Annotated in this window: 14 protein-coding genes and 4 tRNA genes; 7 read left to right on the top strand and 11 right to left on the bottom strand. The window is 36.4% G+C overall.

Annotation, left to right across the window (positions count from 1 at the left end; genetic code table 11):
- Window positions 1-631 precede the first annotated feature (631 nt).
- The 5 genes from SP041_RS18920 to SP041_RS18905 form a co-directional block, all read right to left on the bottom strand.
- Window positions 632-1111 (bottom strand): GNAT family N-acetyltransferase, encoded by a 480-nt coding sequence (locus tag SP041_RS18920; RefSeq protein WP_025563302.1) that lies wholly within the window; start codon window positions 1109-1111, stop codon window positions 632-634.
- Between the two features lie 545 nt (window positions 1112-1656).
- Window positions 1657-1753 (bottom strand) — tRNA-Pro (locus tag SP041_RS20925).
- 209 nt (window positions 1754-1962) lie between these two features.
- A tRNA-Pro gene (locus SP041_RS18915) sits at window positions 1963-2039 on the bottom strand.
- Window positions 2040-2087: 48 nt separating this feature from the next.
- Window positions 2088-2163, bottom strand: a tRNA-His gene (locus tag SP041_RS18910).
- Window positions 2164-2233: 70 nt separating this feature from the next.
- Window positions 2234-2310, bottom strand: a tRNA-Arg gene (locus SP041_RS18905).
- Between the two features lie 208 nt (window positions 2311-2518).
- Between SP041_RS18905 and rnr the strand changes: the two genes are divergently transcribed.
- Window positions 2519-5050 carry a ribonuclease R gene (gene rnr / locus SP041_RS18900; protein ID WP_025563300.1) on the top strand — a complete coding sequence of 844 codons (2532 nt, stop codon included), beginning with the start codon at window positions 2519-2521 and terminating at the stop codon, window positions 5048-5050.
- Window positions 5051-5190: 140 nt separating this feature from the next.
- The gene (rlmB, locus tag SP041_RS18895) at window positions 5191-5931 is read left to right on the top strand and encodes a 23S rRNA (guanosine(2251)-2'-O)-methyltransferase RlmB (RefSeq protein WP_025563299.1); all 741 of its coding nucleotides are present in this window, start codon (window positions 5191-5193) and stop codon (window positions 5929-5931) included.
- 184 nt (window positions 5932-6115) lie between these two features.
- Here the strand turns inward: rlmB and SP041_RS18890 are convergent, their stop codons facing one another.
- The gene (locus SP041_RS18890; RefSeq protein WP_025563298.1) at window positions 6116-7450 is read right to left on the bottom strand and encodes a DUF481 domain-containing protein; all 1335 of its coding nucleotides are present in this window, start codon (window positions 7448-7450) and stop codon (window positions 6116-6118) included.
- Window positions 7451-7708: 258 nt separating this feature from the next.
- On the opposite strand from SP041_RS18890, the gene rpsF reads away from it, so the two are divergent.
- Genes rpsF through rplI form a run of 4 tightly spaced genes read left to right on the top strand, consistent with a single transcriptional unit; the run spans window position 7709 to window position 9136 of the window.
- Complete coding sequence (gene rpsF, locus SP041_RS18885; protein ID WP_025563297.1) at window positions 7709-8116, top strand: 30S ribosomal protein S6; 408 nt, start codon at window positions 7709-7711, stop codon at window positions 8114-8116.
- A gap of 8 nt (window positions 8117-8124) precedes the next feature.
- A complete protein-coding gene (gene priB, locus SP041_RS18880) occupies window positions 8125-8430 on the top strand; it encodes a primosomal replication protein N (RefSeq protein ID WP_025563296.1) in 306 nt (101 codons plus the stop codon).
- 9 nt (window positions 8431-8439) lie between these two features.
- The gene (gene rpsR, locus SP041_RS18875) at window positions 8440-8667 is read left to right on the top strand and encodes a 30S ribosomal protein S18 (RefSeq protein ID WP_011771657.1); all 228 of its coding nucleotides are present in this window, start codon (window positions 8440-8442) and stop codon (window positions 8665-8667) included.
- Window positions 8668-8683: 16 nt separating this feature from the next.
- Window positions 8684-9136, top strand: a complete 453-nt coding sequence (gene rplI / locus SP041_RS18870) for a 50S ribosomal protein L9 (RefSeq protein WP_025563295.1) — start codon at window positions 8684-8686, stop codon at window positions 9134-9136.
- Window positions 9137-9259: 123 nt separating this feature from the next.
- Here the strand turns inward: rplI and SP041_RS18865 are convergent, their stop codons facing one another.
- From SP041_RS18865 to SP041_RS18855, 3 genes are all read right to left on the bottom strand, one after another.
- On the bottom strand, window positions 9260-9928 hold the full coding sequence (locus SP041_RS18865; protein WP_025563294.1) for a response regulator: 669 nt from the start codon (window positions 9926-9928) through the stop codon (window positions 9260-9262).
- Between the two features lie 566 nt (window positions 9929-10494).
- Complete coding sequence (locus SP041_RS18860) at window positions 10495-11949, bottom strand: ATP-binding protein (protein WP_025563293.1); 1455 nt, start codon at window positions 11947-11949, stop codon at window positions 10495-10497.
- Between the two features lie 773 nt (window positions 11950-12722).
- On the bottom strand, window positions 12723-13010 hold the full coding sequence (locus SP041_RS18855) for an EF-hand domain-containing protein (RefSeq protein WP_025565340.1): 288 nt from the start codon (window positions 13008-13010) through the stop codon (window positions 12723-12725).
- A 216-nt stretch (window positions 13011-13226) separates the two neighbouring features.
- Between SP041_RS18855 and SP041_RS18850 the strand changes: the two genes are divergently transcribed.
- A complete protein-coding gene (locus tag SP041_RS18850) occupies window positions 13227-13694 on the top strand; it encodes a GAF domain-containing protein (protein ID WP_025565341.1) in 468 nt (155 codons plus the stop codon).
- 136 nt (window positions 13695-13830) lie between these two features.
- On the opposite strand, the gene SP041_RS18845 is transcribed toward SP041_RS18850, so the two are convergent.
- Both SP041_RS18845 and SP041_RS18840 read right to left on the bottom strand, forming a co-directional pair.
- A complete protein-coding gene (locus tag SP041_RS18845; RefSeq protein ID WP_025565342.1) occupies window positions 13831-14595 on the bottom strand; it encodes a hypothetical protein in 765 nt (254 codons plus the stop codon).
- A gap of 195 nt (window positions 14596-14790) precedes the next feature.
- Window positions 14791-15087 carry a hypothetical protein gene (locus SP041_RS18840; RefSeq protein ID WP_025565343.1) on the bottom strand — a complete coding sequence of 99 codons (297 nt, stop codon included), beginning with the start codon at window positions 15085-15087 and terminating at the stop codon, window positions 14791-14793.
- Between the last annotated feature and the right edge of the window lie 444 nt (window positions 15088-15531).

The raw sequence follows: 15531 nt of genomic DNA, 5'->3' as shown, positions 1-15531 counted from the left end.
ATGTAATAGTGAAACTCAATGAAAGACCAAGAAAGAAATTAGATTACAATACGCCAGCCAAATTAATGGCTGAACATATGGCAGCTATAGCTGTTTAGTCGTTATGCACTTCAGACTTGAATCTGCCCTGCGTTATAGAGCACAACAAGCTAACTTAAGATGCTACCTTACACGGATAAACGTCTAAAAATGAAAATAAAGACGCATTTATTAGAGGTAAACTATCAATAATAAAACTATTGGATAGCCATTCATTGAATTTATTTTAATCAACTCATTTCGGACGTGCTGCATCCATGTACTAGCCGCATTGAGTTTTGGTTTGATTGATGATTGGAGGTAAAAGGCAATATCTGACTCCGAGATCTTCTTGGAAAAGTTCGGTGCAATGGAAGTGATAGCTACATTAAGTTTCGATTTAATTATTAGCTAGTTAGTGATGAGAGGCAAAAGGAAAAATCTGCCCCTAAGATCTTTAAAGGACATCGGTCTCTCTAAAAATGATGTAATAATTGAGGCTAATAAAAAGTGTTAGCAGAAATAATAAAAAAGTGGGTTATTTTAAAGCCGCCGATAAAAGTAACGATAAAGTTAGGCGGTTTTATTTGTTCTTCAATAATTCATCAACAAGTTATTTAGCAAAATCAGAAAGTGCTTTCCCACTCAAGCGATAGCCCACCCATTCTGATTGAGCGACTGCACCAACAGCTTCATAAAAATCACGAGATGGTTTATTCCAATCTAAACAACTCCATTCAAAACGACCACAATGATTATCAAGTGCGATATTGGCTAAATGCTGTAATAATTTTTTACCTGCACCTTGTCCACGAAATTTTTGAGAAACGTAGAGATCCTCTAAATAAAGCCCCGATTGAGCCAACCAAGTTGAGTAGTTATAAAAATAAATAGCAATACCAATCGCTTCGCCTTGGTGTTCGCAAATAAGTGCATGAACATGGCTATTATCAGTGAAAATGCTTTCCTTAAGGCTTTTCTCAGTTGCTAACACTTCATGCTCAGCATTTTCATAAATAGCCAGCTCAGTAATGAAATGTAAAAGTGTTTTACAGTCATTAATGACAGCAGGACGTATGGTTATGTTACTCATTTTTATCTCCTTGAAAGTAATCAATGATATTAATGGAATCCTAATAACTGTGCACTAATTTTTGGGTAGCCATTTTACAAGTTAAAAAATATCAAAGAGTTAATAACAAACTCGGCACTTATTATGGCTACGAAATCTCTCTCGTTGAGTTTTTCTGAATTAATTACTGACTTCAGCAAGCTAAGGCTGTGATTGATTCAGATTAAAAAACGATTCGGGGCGATTTTCTTTTGGTTCCGTTTTCTTTGTTCATATAAAAAATCTTGCTCTTTCTAACTATAAAACTTCGTTTTAGTTCTTCAATCACTACTCGCCGCAAGGGCGAAACACCAAGCAATGAAATATCAAACTGACAGGATGAGCGCAGACGAATTATTACTTAAAGCGGATTACTCAAATGTGGTCGGTGGTAGATGGAGCGAACAAGCGACAGCTTGGTGTCTGAGCAATCCTTTAAGATCCAACCATTGCAAAAAACTAATTTTCAAATAGCCTAGAATGCAAAAAGCCCGTAACGCTTCGAAACGTTACGGGCTTTTCAAATGTGGTCGGTGATAGAAGATCCGAACCTAAAAACCTACCCTCTGGTCCAACTCTTTTCCAAAACACTGGAGATGCGCTACCAAGCTGCACTAATCACAGAGTATTTTTCAAAAAATACTAGAATGCAAAAAGCCGTAACATTTTGCAATGTTACGGCTTTTCTATATGTGGTCGGTGATAGATGGAGCGAACAAGCGACAGCTTGGTGTCTGAGCAGTCCTGTAAGGTCAAACCATTGAAAGAAAATCTTCAGGGTCATAAACGAAAAAATCCGCTTAACTCTAAGAGCTAAACGGATTATTCAAATGTGGTCGGTGATAGAGGATTCGAACCTCTGACCCTCTGGTCCCAAACCAGATGCGCTACCAAGCTGCGCTAATCACCGAGACGTATTTACAGTTTGTTTCTGTTTCAATTTTACATCTAGAAAAGATGGGGCGAATGACGGGGTTTGAACCCGCGACAACCGGAATCACAATCCGGGGCTCTACCAACTGAGCTACATCCGCCACTAAACAACTAAAGACTAAATATTACTTTCCATTTTTTGCTTTATAAAACAATTGCAATCCGAAATTATGGCGCACCCGACAGGAGTCGAACCTGTGGCCTTTGCCTCCGGAGGGCAACGCTCTATCCAACTGAGCTACGGGTGCTCACGTCTTTAGCGTGGCGCGGATAATACTGAACACTGCAAAAGCTGTCTAGTCTTTTCTGCATTTTTTTTGCTAAAATGGTTCTGCTTGCTTAATCAATAACCAATTTGCCTAATAAATAAAAAAAACAGCCTTTTATTGATTAATCCAAAGCTTTGACTGATTTTCAGATATACTTTAACTAATTGCCTTATAAAGAGTTCCAAATATGACCCTAGATCCTACTGTAGATCAAGAACCCAAAACTTATGAACACCCTGTCCCTGATCGCGAATTTATTTTAGCTTTCATTGAGAAGCACGGTAAACCAATCACACGTGACGCAATGTTTAAAGCATTCTCATTGAGCAGCGAAGAAGAAGCTGAAGGCCTACGTCGTCGTTTAAAAGCGATGGAACGTGATGGCCAATTAATTTGGTGCCGCAATGCAACGTATCAGATACCCGATAAACTTGACCTTGCAACAGGTAAAGTGATCGGCCATAAAGATGGTTTTGGTTTCTTAAAAACAGAAGATGATAGTAAAGACCTTTTCTTACCGAATCACCAAATGCGTTTCCTATTTCATGGAGACACTATATTAGCGCAACCAGTTAAGGTTGATTCACGTGGCCGTACTGAAGCACGTTTTGTGCGTTTAGTAGAAGCACGTAAAGAAACGATTGTAGGTCGTTACTTTGTAGAAGATGGTGTTTCATCAGTGATACCTGACGATTCTCGCATTAATCAAGAAATTACTATTAGTAAAGAAAACAATGGCGGCGCTCGTCATGGACAAATAGTAGTGGTTGAAATAATCCAACGTCCTAAAGCCCGCTTTACTGCAACGGGTAAAATCACAGAAGTACTCGGCCAAGATATGGAACCGGGTATGGAAGTTGAAATTGCACTGCGTACACATGATATTCCACATGAATGGCCAGAAGGCTTAGATAAAGAACTTGAACCTTTTGGCGAGTTCGTACCTGAAGAAGCTAAAAAAGGTCGTGTTGACCTACGTGATTTACCACTAGTTACGATTGATGGTGAAGATGCACGTGACTTTGATGATGCTGTTTTCTGTCAAAAAGAACCGGGTGGCGGCTGGCGCTTATGGGTAGCGATTGCAGATGTGAGCTCTTACGTTCGCACTGGCACTATTTTAGACAAAGAAGCGGTTAATCGTGGTAACTCTGTTTATTTCCCAGATCAAGTTATCCCAATGTTACCTGAAGTGTTATCAAACGGCTTATGTTCACTGAACCCACAAGTTGACCGTCTCTGTATGGTTAGCGAAATGGTAATTGGGCAAGATGGTCACTTAAAAGATTATAAATTCTACGAAGCGGTCATGAATTCTCACGCTCGTTTCACTTATACAAAAGTAGCCTCTATTTTAAAAGGTGATGAAGCATTACGTGAACAATACTCACCATTAGTGCCACATTTGGAAGAGTTAGAGAACCTTTATAAAGCGTTCAAAAAAGCACGTAAAATCCGTGGTGGAATGGAATTTGAAACTTTAGAAGTACGTTTCTTATTTAATGAAGCACGTAAAATTGATGCGATTGTGCCGCTAGTACGTAATGATGCGCATAAAATCATTGAAGAATGCATGATCCAAGCGAATGTTGCTTCAGCACGTTTCATCGAGTCAGCCGGTGCATCTGCGTTATTCCGTGTTCATGAAACACCAAGTGAAGAAAAGCTCGCTAACTTCCGCTCTTTCTTAGGCGAATTAGGTTTAAGCCTTAACGGTGGTGAAAAACCTGCGCCGCGTGATTACGCTGATTTAGCTGAAACCTTTGCAGAACGTGATGATAAAGAACTGTTACAAACCATGCTACTGCGCTCAATGAAGCAAGCGGTTTATCAAGACGAAAACCTAGGCCATTTTGGTTTAGCGTTAGAAGAATACGCTCACTTTACGTCGCCAATTCGCCGTTACCCTGATTTGATTTTACATCGTGCCATTAAGTACTTAGTCGCACATCAAGCGAACAATCAATTAAAAGCGAAATGGACTGAAACTGGCGGTTATAACTACCAAACTGAAGAAGTTAGCCAATTAGGCGAACATTGTTCAATGACCGAACGTCGTGCAGATGATGCAACACGTGATGTCGCTGATGCGCTTAAATGTGAATATATGCAAGATCATATTGGCGATACAATGGTCGGTACGATTGCCGCTGTGACCAACTTTGGTTTCTTTGTACGCCTGAATGACATTCATATCGATGGTTTAGTGCATGTGACTGGCTTAATTTCTGATTACTATATCTTCGATGCTGGTAAGCAAACCCTAAAAGGTGAGCGTACAGGCCGCATTTATCGTATTGGTGATGTATTAGAAGTGAAAGTATTGTCAGTTAACTTAGACGATAAGAAGATTGATTTTGAACTTGCTGATGAAGCGGTAGCTGGGCAACGTAAACGTGCTCGTAAGCCAGAAGGCCGTAAATCTGAAGTTAAAGGTTCAGATCGCCCTATCGACAAACGTTCACGTAATAAAGAAAAAAGCAAAGCAGACGGTAAAGCAAATGATAAGCGTGATGCAAAGCCTGTTGTAAAACTGACAGAAGAAGAGCTTTTAGCAAAAAGAAAAGCGGCCAATAAGCAAAAGAAAAAGCCTCAACGCAAAGTAGCGCAAGGTGAAAAGAATACTGCTTCTTCTAAAAAGAAAAAAACGACATCTAAAACAACGCGTCCAGGCCGTGCTGCTCGCTCTAAAGCAAAAGCGAATAACACTAAAGCATAATGCTTAGCTATGGTACTGAGTGATATGGTATTTAACTATATTACCTAAGTGCAATATTTAGGCATAGACCTAAATAGTAATAGAACAGTGATTACAGGTGAAGCTCTTTGCTTCACCTTTTTTATAAAGAGATAAGTAACATGAGTAAAAGTGAAATTATTTACGGCATGCACGCCGTTGATGCCCTATTAGAAAAGCAACCAGAACGTGTGATAGAAATTTACGCCCTAAAAGGCCGCGATGATGAACGTTTAAATGACGTGCTTAATAAGGCGAAAGAATGGGGTGTATCAGTACAATTCATGCAACGTAAAGCATTAGATGAAAAGTCTGATGGTGAACAGCATCAAGGTATTATGGCGCGAGTAAAAACATTGAAAGTATTAACGGACAATGATTTAGAGCCTATTTTAGCGGCATTAGATGTTCCACCATTTCTATTAATTTTAGATGGTGTCACGGACCCACATAACTTAGGTGCTTGTTTACGAAGTGCTGAAGCTGCTGGTGTACACGCTGTAATCATTCCTAAGGATAACTCGGCAAGTTTAACGCCTGTTGTACGTAAAGTAGCTTGTGGTGCAGCAGAATCAATTCCATTGATCCATGTCACCAACTTAGCGCGTGCTATGCGTAGTTTGCAGGATAAAGGTATTTGGATTTACGGTACAGCCGGTGAAGCAGAACAAAGCCTTTATGATTGTAAATTAGAAAGCGGCATGGCATTAGCAATGGGCGCTGAAGGCAAAGGCTTACGTCGTTTAACTCGTGAGCATTGTGATGAGCTAATTAAACTACCAATGGCAGGCGCAGTTTCAAGTTTGAATGTATCTGTTGCAACGGGTATTTGTTTGTTTGAAGTGGTACGTCAGCGTCGATAAATAATGGCATTAAGCAACGATAATTAAGTACTGCAATTTAAAGAAATAAACTGCATTGAAAGATCAATAAAAAGGCCAGAAGGTAGAGTAATCACCTTCTGGCCTTTTTATTTGATCACTTTTAAAAGAAGAGTTGCTTCACTTCTTCATACAAGGTTGTTCTTTATAGTACTCTATACTTTTTTTAAAAAGCATATTGAAGATTAAACCCTGTAGAAAGTTCGTCATTCTCAGTGCCTTCAGGAACATTTTGGTTATATTTATAATTGATATCAAAAATCAAATATAGCTCTTGATAGATTCTATTTTGAGCTTTGAATTCAACTTCATAAACACTGTTTTTATGCCCTAACTCAAATACGCTACCTAAAGTAACTTGTAAACTTTCAGTCACAATGCGCTCATAATTCAATTTTGTTCTTATAATAAACTCATTAAAAGAAACTTCATCCTCGCCATCATTCGGATCAGCCAGTTTATAACCAGGACCAAATTCAGTATTAAACTTATGATTGTTTTTATTAAAGAAAATATGACCATACCCAGTTGTAAAGGTATCTTCTTTTCCGTATGAGGCAGATTCACTGCGCTGGATATCACTACGTAAAAAGATCAAATTAACAGGATCTAAGTTATAATTGCCTTGTAACTGCCAGCGCCATTCGTTTTCAGTCTCTTCATCTTCTTCGTCTTCAAACTCGAACTTAATGTCGCTATTAATATTATATTGATCAACTACGTTGTAATCTAAAATCAAACGCCCTTCTGCACTTTTAGTCAGCTCATTTTCTTGTTCATAATTAAACCCAAACTCTACTGCACCACTAAAATATTTTTCATCTAGTATCGCTTCTTCATTTCCGTCGACTATATCTGTTTGAATGTTATTTGTTTGAATTGCAACATCGATAAATTCAGCATCAGAAATAGCATCTTTACCTTGTGGTGTTTTTTTTATTTTTAATAAATCAGATTTTTGGTCGATAGAAGTTTTAATTTTATCAATAGGAGAACTCAACAAGCTTGCATGTTTTAGCAGTTCTTTTTGTAGTGCTTGATTAAGCTTTTTTTCACGTTTAAGACTCTCGGCTAAATAGGACTCTTGAATATTAACCTGATTATCTAAAGTGGATACTTTATCTGAAAGGCGCAAATTTTCTTTCATTAAAGTAGCTAATTTAGCCTCTTGTAATTGCTGGCCCAGCTGTCTTTGAGTTTCTTTTTTAAGTTCCGATTGCAGTTGTGCTTTTAATGTTTCTATCTTTTGTTGTGCTTCTGATTGAGATTTTATAACAGCTAAAGTTTCTGCTGCTGTTAAATTTAATAAAATATCATCAATGGTAATAGGCTTTGCATCTTCATTATTTTTAATATTAGTTGTGTTTTCATCAACTTCTTCATTGTTTATCTCGATTGGTTTTTCTATTGCTATAGGTTCATCTGGGTCCACAAAAAACCAAGCATTCGCACCAAAAACGGCAAGATTAATAACTAAGATGTAAAAGAATGGAGAATTCAATAAAAGCAGCTCATTTATGTAATTTTAGAAAGGGGTATTTTATGTTGTTAAGCTATAGATGCAAACGATCAATAAAAGTTCCCAATATTTTTACTCATAATATTATTTCTCATTTATATTACTTTTGTTACTTGCGTAAGTTGACTCTAAATTGTACAATCTGCCGCCTTAAATCAGCCACCCTTTTTGTTCCTTGCTTCTACTTGGTACGGCTGAGCCAAATTAAGAAGCTACTAACCCGTAAGGAGCGATTTTTATATGCGTCATTATGAAATCGTATTTATGGTTCACCCAGATCAGAGTGAACAAGTTAATGGTATGATCGAGCGTTACACTACTTCTATCACAGAAGCTGGTGGTACTGTTCATCGTCTAGAAGACTGGGGCCGTCGTCAACTGGCTTACCCAATCAACAAACTACACAAAGCACACTATGTTCTTATGAATATTGAAGCTGAGCAAAAAGTAATCGATGATTTGGAAACTGCTTTCCGTTTCAACGATGCTGTGATCCGTAACATGATCATGCGTACTAAATCTGCTGTAACTGAAGCATCTGTAGTGGCTAAAGCAAAAGAAGAACGTGTTGAACGTGCTCCTCGTGCTCCACGTCCAGATTTTGATGCTGCACCAGCTGCGCCTGCTGCAACAGAAGCTGAAGCATAAGAAACTGAGTGACTGATAACTTTTTGCAACTTACAGGTATCGTAACTGAAAAGCCGATACATAAAACAAGCCCTAGTGGCATTGAACACTGTAACCTGACGATAGAACATCGTTCAGTGCAAGAAGAAGCTGGATTGCCACGCAATACATATTGTTATATGCCAATTGCAACAAGTGGACCATTAGCAAGTCAGTTGAAAAATAAATTATCGAAAGGCATGCAAATTAAAGTAAGTGGTTTTATCACTTACCACCAAAGCAAGAGTAATCTTGGTAAATTGGTGTTACATGCTCAGTACATAGAACAAATTTAGGGAACTACCATGGCTCGTTACTTCCGCCGTCGTAAATTCTGTCGCTTCACTGCTGAAGGTGTTAGCGAAATTGATTACAAAGACGTTGTTACATTAAAAAACTACATCACTGAAAGTGGTAAAATTGTACCTAGCCGTATTACTGGCACATGTGCAAAATACCAACGCCAACTAGCGCGCGCTATCAAACGTGCACGTTACTTGTCGCTTTTACCTTACACAGATTTACACAAGTAAATAGGAGCTATATATTATGGAAATTATTCTACAAGATACAGTTGCTAACCTTGGTAAACTTGGCGATAAAGTTAATGTTAAAGCAGGTTACGCACGTAACTTTCTTTTCCCACAGCAAAAAGCTGTACCAGCAAACAAAGCAAACTTAGAAGCTTTTGAAGCACGTCGTGCTGAATTAGAAGCTAAGCAAGCTGCTAACCTAGCTGCTGCTCAAGCACGTGGTGAAGCTATCTCTGCATTAGAAGCGGTTACAATCACTTCTAAAGCTGGTGATGCTGGTAAACTATTCGGTTCAATCGGTACGCGTGATATTGCTGATGCAATCACTGCTGCTGGTGTAGCTGTAGCTAAAAGTGAAGTTCGTCTTCCTGAAGGCGCTTTACGTTTAACTGGTTCTTACGAGATTACTGTTACAGTACACTCTGATGTAACTTCAGTTGTAAACCTTGAGGTTGTTGAAGCTGAGTAATCAGTGACAATATCTTAATGTTAAAAAATACCTGCTTTCGAGCGGGTATTTTTTTGCCTAAAATTTAAGAAAAGAGGCTTATTTTAACCAACCTAATATCAATATCATAAAAACTGATTATTTTTAAGTTAATACTAAACGGTAACCAGCACCGTAGACTGACTGAATCAAATCTTCGCCTTCACTAATTATAATTAATTTCTTTCTTAATTTTTTAATATGGCTATCAATAGTTCGGTTGTTAACAATACGATCATCTGAGTACATATTTTGCATTAGCTGCTCACGCGTAAAAATACGCCCCGGCTTATTAGCAAGTGGTTTAAGTAATTGAAACTCTACAGAAGTTAATACAACGGCATGTCGTTTAAAGGTCACCATTAAATGGCCTTCATCAAGTAAAAAGTCAGGGCCAATCATATCCAATGCTTGTGTACGCCTTAAAACGGCTTTCACTCTAGCAACGACTTCTCTAGGGCTGAAAGGTTTACAGATATAATCATCGGCACCTAAATCTAACCCTAACAACCGGTCTAGTTCATCGACTTTGGCTGATACCATTAAAATAGGGACATTTGAAAACTGACGAATCTCTTGGCATAAAGTAATACCATCTTTACCCGGCAACATAATATCTAATAAAATCACATTTGGTCTGTGGTTTTTTACCCAAGTAATAACCTCATCACCGTTATCTATAATATGAGGGGTGTATTCTGTTAGTTTAAAATAGTCTGCTAATAAGTTAGCTAGTTTGATTTCATCTTCCACAATCAATATTGAGTTTGACACTTACCATTCCTCATCATATTAATAGCAACCTGATTAAGGTTACGCAGTAAATATTGTGTATAAAATAACTTAATTCCAGATATCAAATTGACGCTTTTCGAGCGTTTAATTATGTTAATCCTTTATCAGTGAATTAAATGTAATGCTTTAATGGTTATTCCCTTACCCATTTTATAAGGTTGAAATGAAATATTCTAACCATTGAATAGGTCTAAAGTTAAAAAGGCTCGGTATTCATTTCAATTATACCCGTTACCGTTCAAAGGGCTTTATTTAGCCGTTAGTTGGGGCTCCAAATCAAGATTCAACATGATGACAATGACGAGTCCTTATTGAAGGTTGTAACGCAGAGTTAGTTTTCAAGCTAACGACCCTGAGGGTAAACTTTGAAGTAAATACCTTCGTTGCTAGACAGTGTCGATTTAACCCGTTAGATAATCCTCTTTCTACCTAACATCTGTTCACTTCACCACTTTCTGAATTTTGCACCTTGAGGGTAACGGGTATATATAATTCTACTTAACTCTTGTAATAAAAATGCTAAGCCCCTTATTACAAGAGTAAGACTATGCTTCTAATGGTAGCTCTATAATGATTCCTAAGCCTCCTAAGTCAGATGAGACTGCTTTAATACTACCTTGATGTGCTGTAACTATATGGGCACAAATCGACAAACCAAGTCCTGAACCTCCTGTTTTACGATTTCTTGAGCTTTCAATACGATATAGATATTCAAAGAGGCGTGGTAAGTGCAGATCTTCAACTCCCACTCCATTATCTTCAACTTTAATCCGTACAATGCTTCCCGTAATGACGGAGTCTATTTCGAGTGAAATTTTAGCAATGCTAGCTGCCGAGTATTTAATACTATTATTAACTAAGTTATCAAATAATTGACATAACCTTGTAGTATCAGCAAATATGTTTGCATCTAATTTATTATTATCAATAACTAAGGCGATATTAGCCGCCGCTAAATAACCTGTATATTTATCAACTTCTGACTCAAACCATGTACTGATATTGACTGTTTGTTTTCGATAGTGCATACCACCTATGTCGACACTCGTTAGCTGATCTAAATCATCAATAAGATGTTGTAGGTGCTTCACTTCGTCGTTAGCTGAATCAATGTTTTTCTCATTAATTGGTCTAACACCATCTAGCATTGCTTCTAATTCACCACGCAAAATAGCGACTGGTGTTCGCAGCTCATGGGATATATTGGCAAACCAACGCTTACGAGCATCTTCATTTTCATGTAACGTTAGTGCTAATTCATTGAAGTCTCGGCTAAGCTCCCCTAACTCATCTTTTCTATTTAGCGCTATATTTTGTTGATAATCGCCTTGTGTTAATTTATGCATGCCTAAAATTATTTTCTTAATTGGCTCAGCGATATGGTGTGCAATAGGGAAGGTAATCAATGCCACTAAAATCATGGTAAACACTGCAATGATCCATAAGTAATTTTGTAGTTGATCAAGAAGGTCAAGCTCATAACCATCAGTAATTTTCTTCTGTTTAGGGAGCATTAACCAACCAACATTAACTTCATTAACATTAATAGGCGTTTTATTATATTCAACATTTTTATCATAATAACCTGTTATCAGATTTTTATTATGATCAAATAAAGCGAAACTTGCTTGGCCTCTTGGTGGGCGATCACTTTCTATAAAAGGTCCACCTCTCTCCATATTATTAAGTGGTAAAGCGCGCTCTCTTGGAGGACCATTCGGACGACTTGGTAATTTAGATACGCGAAACTCACCCTGTAAATGTAAAAAAAGTATATCTCCAAATCTTTTATGGTGGCCTCTTAAACCTTGCCAGCTATCTTCTTTTTTATATTCTTTTTCAAGCTGAGTAACGAGGGGTTTTAATGCTTCAATATCCTTACTATTAACATAATCAATCACTCCTTTGTTAATACTCCATTGTATTAACAAGACTAAAGCACCGACTAATAAAAGGGAGAAGCTAAAAAAAACAAAAAACAATTTATTGTGAATTTTCATATAAGTCATCTCATGTTTGTATTGCGATTTTTACTTTAATTAAAACTAATACCAAAAGAATTAATAAGGTGATCATTCTTGCTGGTTAAAATCACCCCTAACTGCGTTGTGAGTTTTGAAGTGAGAACAACTATCTCCTACAACTCACGCCTTATTAGTGTTAATTTTTCCTGCGCAATCTCTGATCACTTATTTAATTCCATTGGTATAAGTAAACAGTATTGCCACACCTTGTTCTTTAACAAGATATTAATTGATATTTAATCATTCAACATATTGAATAAGTAGGTTTTAAAACAATATATAGGCGATATAAAGATAATAACTATTGAAGTATGCTTAGTAGGATCTGCAAGTACATAATTAAAAGTCCCCCGTTAGTCTTTCTTAAAAACTAACGAAGGACTTTATTAAATATACTATTACAACATTATGTAGCAGTATTGATAGTCGAATCACCCTCTCGATACCAATTTTTCCATCATAAAGTACAAAACCAACAAAATAACGCTTAATTAATAATGTATCTAAAACATGCCTAGATATATTACCACCAGCTTATTAGTTTGCATTGTATTATGTGATGAAGATAAATACGGAGGAGATCTTACGCCTCCTTCCATACTTATTTAGTCATGTGTCTTTCCTTTAAGATCTAGATGGAAAGTACTTATTTTATTTTTACAGTGACGTAATGTACTGTAAAAAGTATTAATAATATGTAGACAACTTAGTTCAATCAAAATGACTGCTCACAATAGTTGCCTAAATTATTAATTCTGTGGACGAGGTGGTTTGTGACTACTAAATTCACTTTCAGTAATTATGCCATCGCCATTTGAATCTATGTCATCAAATACTGTTTGATGATCGCCATGTGGAATTTCTTTAGCAGAAAATTCAGCAAAGCTAATTTCACCGTCACCATCACTATCAATCGATGAAAATGCAGGAGGACCACCTTGAGGGCGGCTCCCTTGATCAGAGCTGGCGGCATAACTTTGCGCCATAAAACCAAAAGAAAGAGTGAGAGCAAGTAAAAATTTTGAACATTTTTTCATTTAGAAAACCCTATAAGACTAAAACCAATAACGGTAGAATAACTAAGTAATGTGCAAAAAATGTGCATAAAAAATATATTTTATAAAAATATTAATATTCATGAAAAATTTTGTTTTATTTTTATAAATAACGCTTAGCTGAGTTTAAATCTTCCTTGCGTTAATAATAAAAATATTTATTCTCTCTACATATAATTAATCAATAAGCAGATAAAAATGAAAACATTAGCCGACTACCAATTACTCACAAAACAAGCCATTGCGATTATAGAAGATGAGAATGACTTAATAGCCAATCTATCTAATATCAGTGCTTTGCTTAATATGAATTTATCCAACATAAACTGGGTAGGTTTTTACCTATTAAAAGACGATCAACTTGTATTGGGCCCATTCCAAGGTAATGTTGCTTGTGTGCGTATCGATTTAGATAAAGGAGTTTGTGGTAAAGCGTTTAGCACAAATAAAACGCAGCGTATCGGCGACGTACATGAGTTTCCAGGACATATTGCTTGCGATGCAGCAAGCCAGTCAGAGATTGTCGTACCTATTAATTACAATGGGAAAACGATAGCAGTATTAGATATTGATAGCCCAATAACAGAGCGCTTTAACGAAGTGGATGAGGCAGGTTTAAATCACTTTATTGAGCAATTACAAGATAAGCTTAATTTTTCTTACTAATAAAACTGAGCTAGGTGAGCTTATTGCCTAGCTTATTCAACTCTATTCTTTGATAACCAAAAAATTCATATCATTGATACCATTACAGTTATTTTCGATAATAAAATTTACTCGGTATCGTTATTACTCGGCATTGTTAGTCGATGTTATGATTAAGCGTTTCAGCTTTCTCTGTCAATTGCAATATCCACTCATCTACTGTTATAGACAATGAACCTGTCATATCTAAGGAGCGATCTTCTAATACGTCAACTTCTAGATTTGTTTTATGCATAAACTCAATCACTTTATCTCTATGCTCTAATAAAGCAACGATATGTGGCCTAAACAAAACAAACATCGCTGATAACCATTGATTCACGACTAAATTAGGATAAGCATGATCAATATAAAAACGGTCTAATAAGGCAATAGTATCTTTAGCAGAATACCATGTTTGTGCAGCGACCCATCGGTTTACCGCAAAAAAGCCAATAGGGAAGCCTTCATCATCCATTGAAATACAAACAAAGTGTGCAACAGCTTTCTCACCTGAAGGCCACGGCTCTGAATGCATAAACCCTTCCATCGGTTTAATCGACTCAGGAATTGATGGTGAACGTAAAAAAGTATGAAAGTGGCCATGCTCAGACTCTATTCCACGATGATTATGGTAATAATATTGACTGTGTGTTTCATTGTCATAAACATCTTCTTCAGGGTAATGGTTTAATTGGTAAAATGTCCCCTCCCCTTTAAGTAATTCACTAACAATATTGATCCCCCCTTTCTCTAAAAGGCGATGGCACTCTTTCACTTTTTTAGCAGCGACTAATAGAGCATCAATATTATCAATTGACTCTAACGAAGGAGCTTCAAGAGGAATATTCGCTTCACAAGCAGACCAAGAAATTTTATGCATAATATAAAACTTAATATTAAAGGTGAAAAAGATAAAACAACGTATTCTAGTAAAATGTTATAGCAAAAAACATGTGCTGATTTCGCTTAGAAGTCTCTAAATTTTGGCACAAACTAAGTTACCTATTTATTTAATAAACATCCATTAAACACTTATTAGAATACGTTGTTTACAGATAATTAACTAATAAAGTGCTTATTTAGCAGCACAAGGGTTCTTTGCTGCACATGGATTTTTAGCGGCACAAGGATTCTTTGCTGCACATGGGTTTTTAGCAGCGCAAGGATTCTTTGCTGCACATGGGTTTTTAGCAGCACATGGGTTTTTAACAGCACACGGGTTAACCACTTTAGTCACCTTAGCTGAACAAGGCGAACAATAATCATCGAAATCAGCACCACCACAGCCTGCATATGCTGGGTTAAAAGTTAAAGCAGCAGTAAAGATACCAGCAGCGATGATAGCAGGTTTGTTTTTTAATATTTTTTTCATGATAATTGACCTTAATGTAATGGGTTAAGACGTAATGTTTTAAAACAAGTTATGAGTAAAAAAGCTGTAAACAATAACTCGTCATTAATTGAGTGTAAGTTACTGTCCCCTCAAAAGACCCAACCCATTTACTGAAAATTTCAAAATAAATGAGAATAAAGATAAGTTTGTTAAGTGCTTTTGATATTGTTTATAAAAAAATAAGTATTTAATATATAAAAAACATAACAAATAACTTAACGTTTATTTATTAATCACTTAAAAATCAATTGGTTAAAAAAACAATTTAAAGAGAATAAAAACATGACATGAATATTTTACTTTAATACTCATTATTTTGATTAGGTAACTTAATTAAAAATAAAAGAAATAAATAATAGTATTAACTGCTTTGTATAAGTGAGTTCTTATTTATTTTGTTATTTTTATAATGAACTAAATGGT

This window comes from Psychromonas sp. SP041 (assembly GCF_000470315.2).
GTDB lineage: Bacteria > Pseudomonadota > Gammaproteobacteria > Enterobacterales > Psychromonadaceae > Psychromonas.
The sequence above is the reverse complement of the archived record's forward strand: the minus strand, read 5'-3'. Positions and strand labels throughout refer to the sequence as shown.

Excerpts from the sequence above, each read along its gene's own strand:
- rpsF (WP_025563297.1), top strand. The coding sequence starts at position 7,709 with ATGCGTCATTATGAAATCGTATTTATGGTTCACCCAGATCAGAGTGAA.
- rplI (WP_025563295.1), top strand. The coding sequence starts at position 8,684 with ATGGAAATTATTCTACAAGATACAGTTGCTAACCTTGGTAAACTTGGC.
- SP041_RS18850 (WP_025565341.1), top strand. The coding sequence starts at position 13,227 with ATGAAAACATTAGCCGACTACCAATTACTCACAAAACAAGCCATTGCG.
- SP041_RS18840 (WP_025565343.1), bottom strand. The coding sequence starts at position 15,087 with ATGAAAAAAATATTAAAAAACAAACCTGCTATCATCGCTGCTGGTATC.
- SP041_RS18845 (WP_025565342.1), bottom strand. The coding sequence starts at position 14,595 with ATGCATAAAATTTCTTGGTCTGCTTGTGAAGCGAATATTCCTCTTGAA.
- rnr (WP_025563300.1), top strand. The coding sequence starts at position 2,519 with ATGACCCTAGATCCTACTGTAGATCAAGAACCCAAAACTTATGAACAC.
- SP041_RS18860 (WP_025563293.1), bottom strand. The coding sequence starts at position 11,949 with ATGAAAATTCACAATAAATTGTTTTTTGTTTTTTTTAGCTTCTCCCTT.
- SP041_RS18920 (WP_025563302.1), bottom strand. The coding sequence starts at position 1,111 with ATGAGTAACATAACCATACGTCCTGCTGTCATTAATGACTGTAAAACA.
- SP041_RS18855 (WP_025565340.1), bottom strand. The coding sequence starts at position 13,010 with ATGAAAAAATGTTCAAAATTTTTACTTGCTCTCACTCTTTCTTTTGGT.
- rpsR (WP_011771657.1), top strand. The coding sequence starts at position 8,440 with ATGGCTCGTTACTTCCGCCGTCGTAAATTCTGTCGCTTCACTGCTGAA.
- rlmB (WP_025563299.1), top strand. The coding sequence starts at position 5,191 with ATGAGTAAAAGTGAAATTATTTACGGCATGCACGCCGTTGATGCCCTA.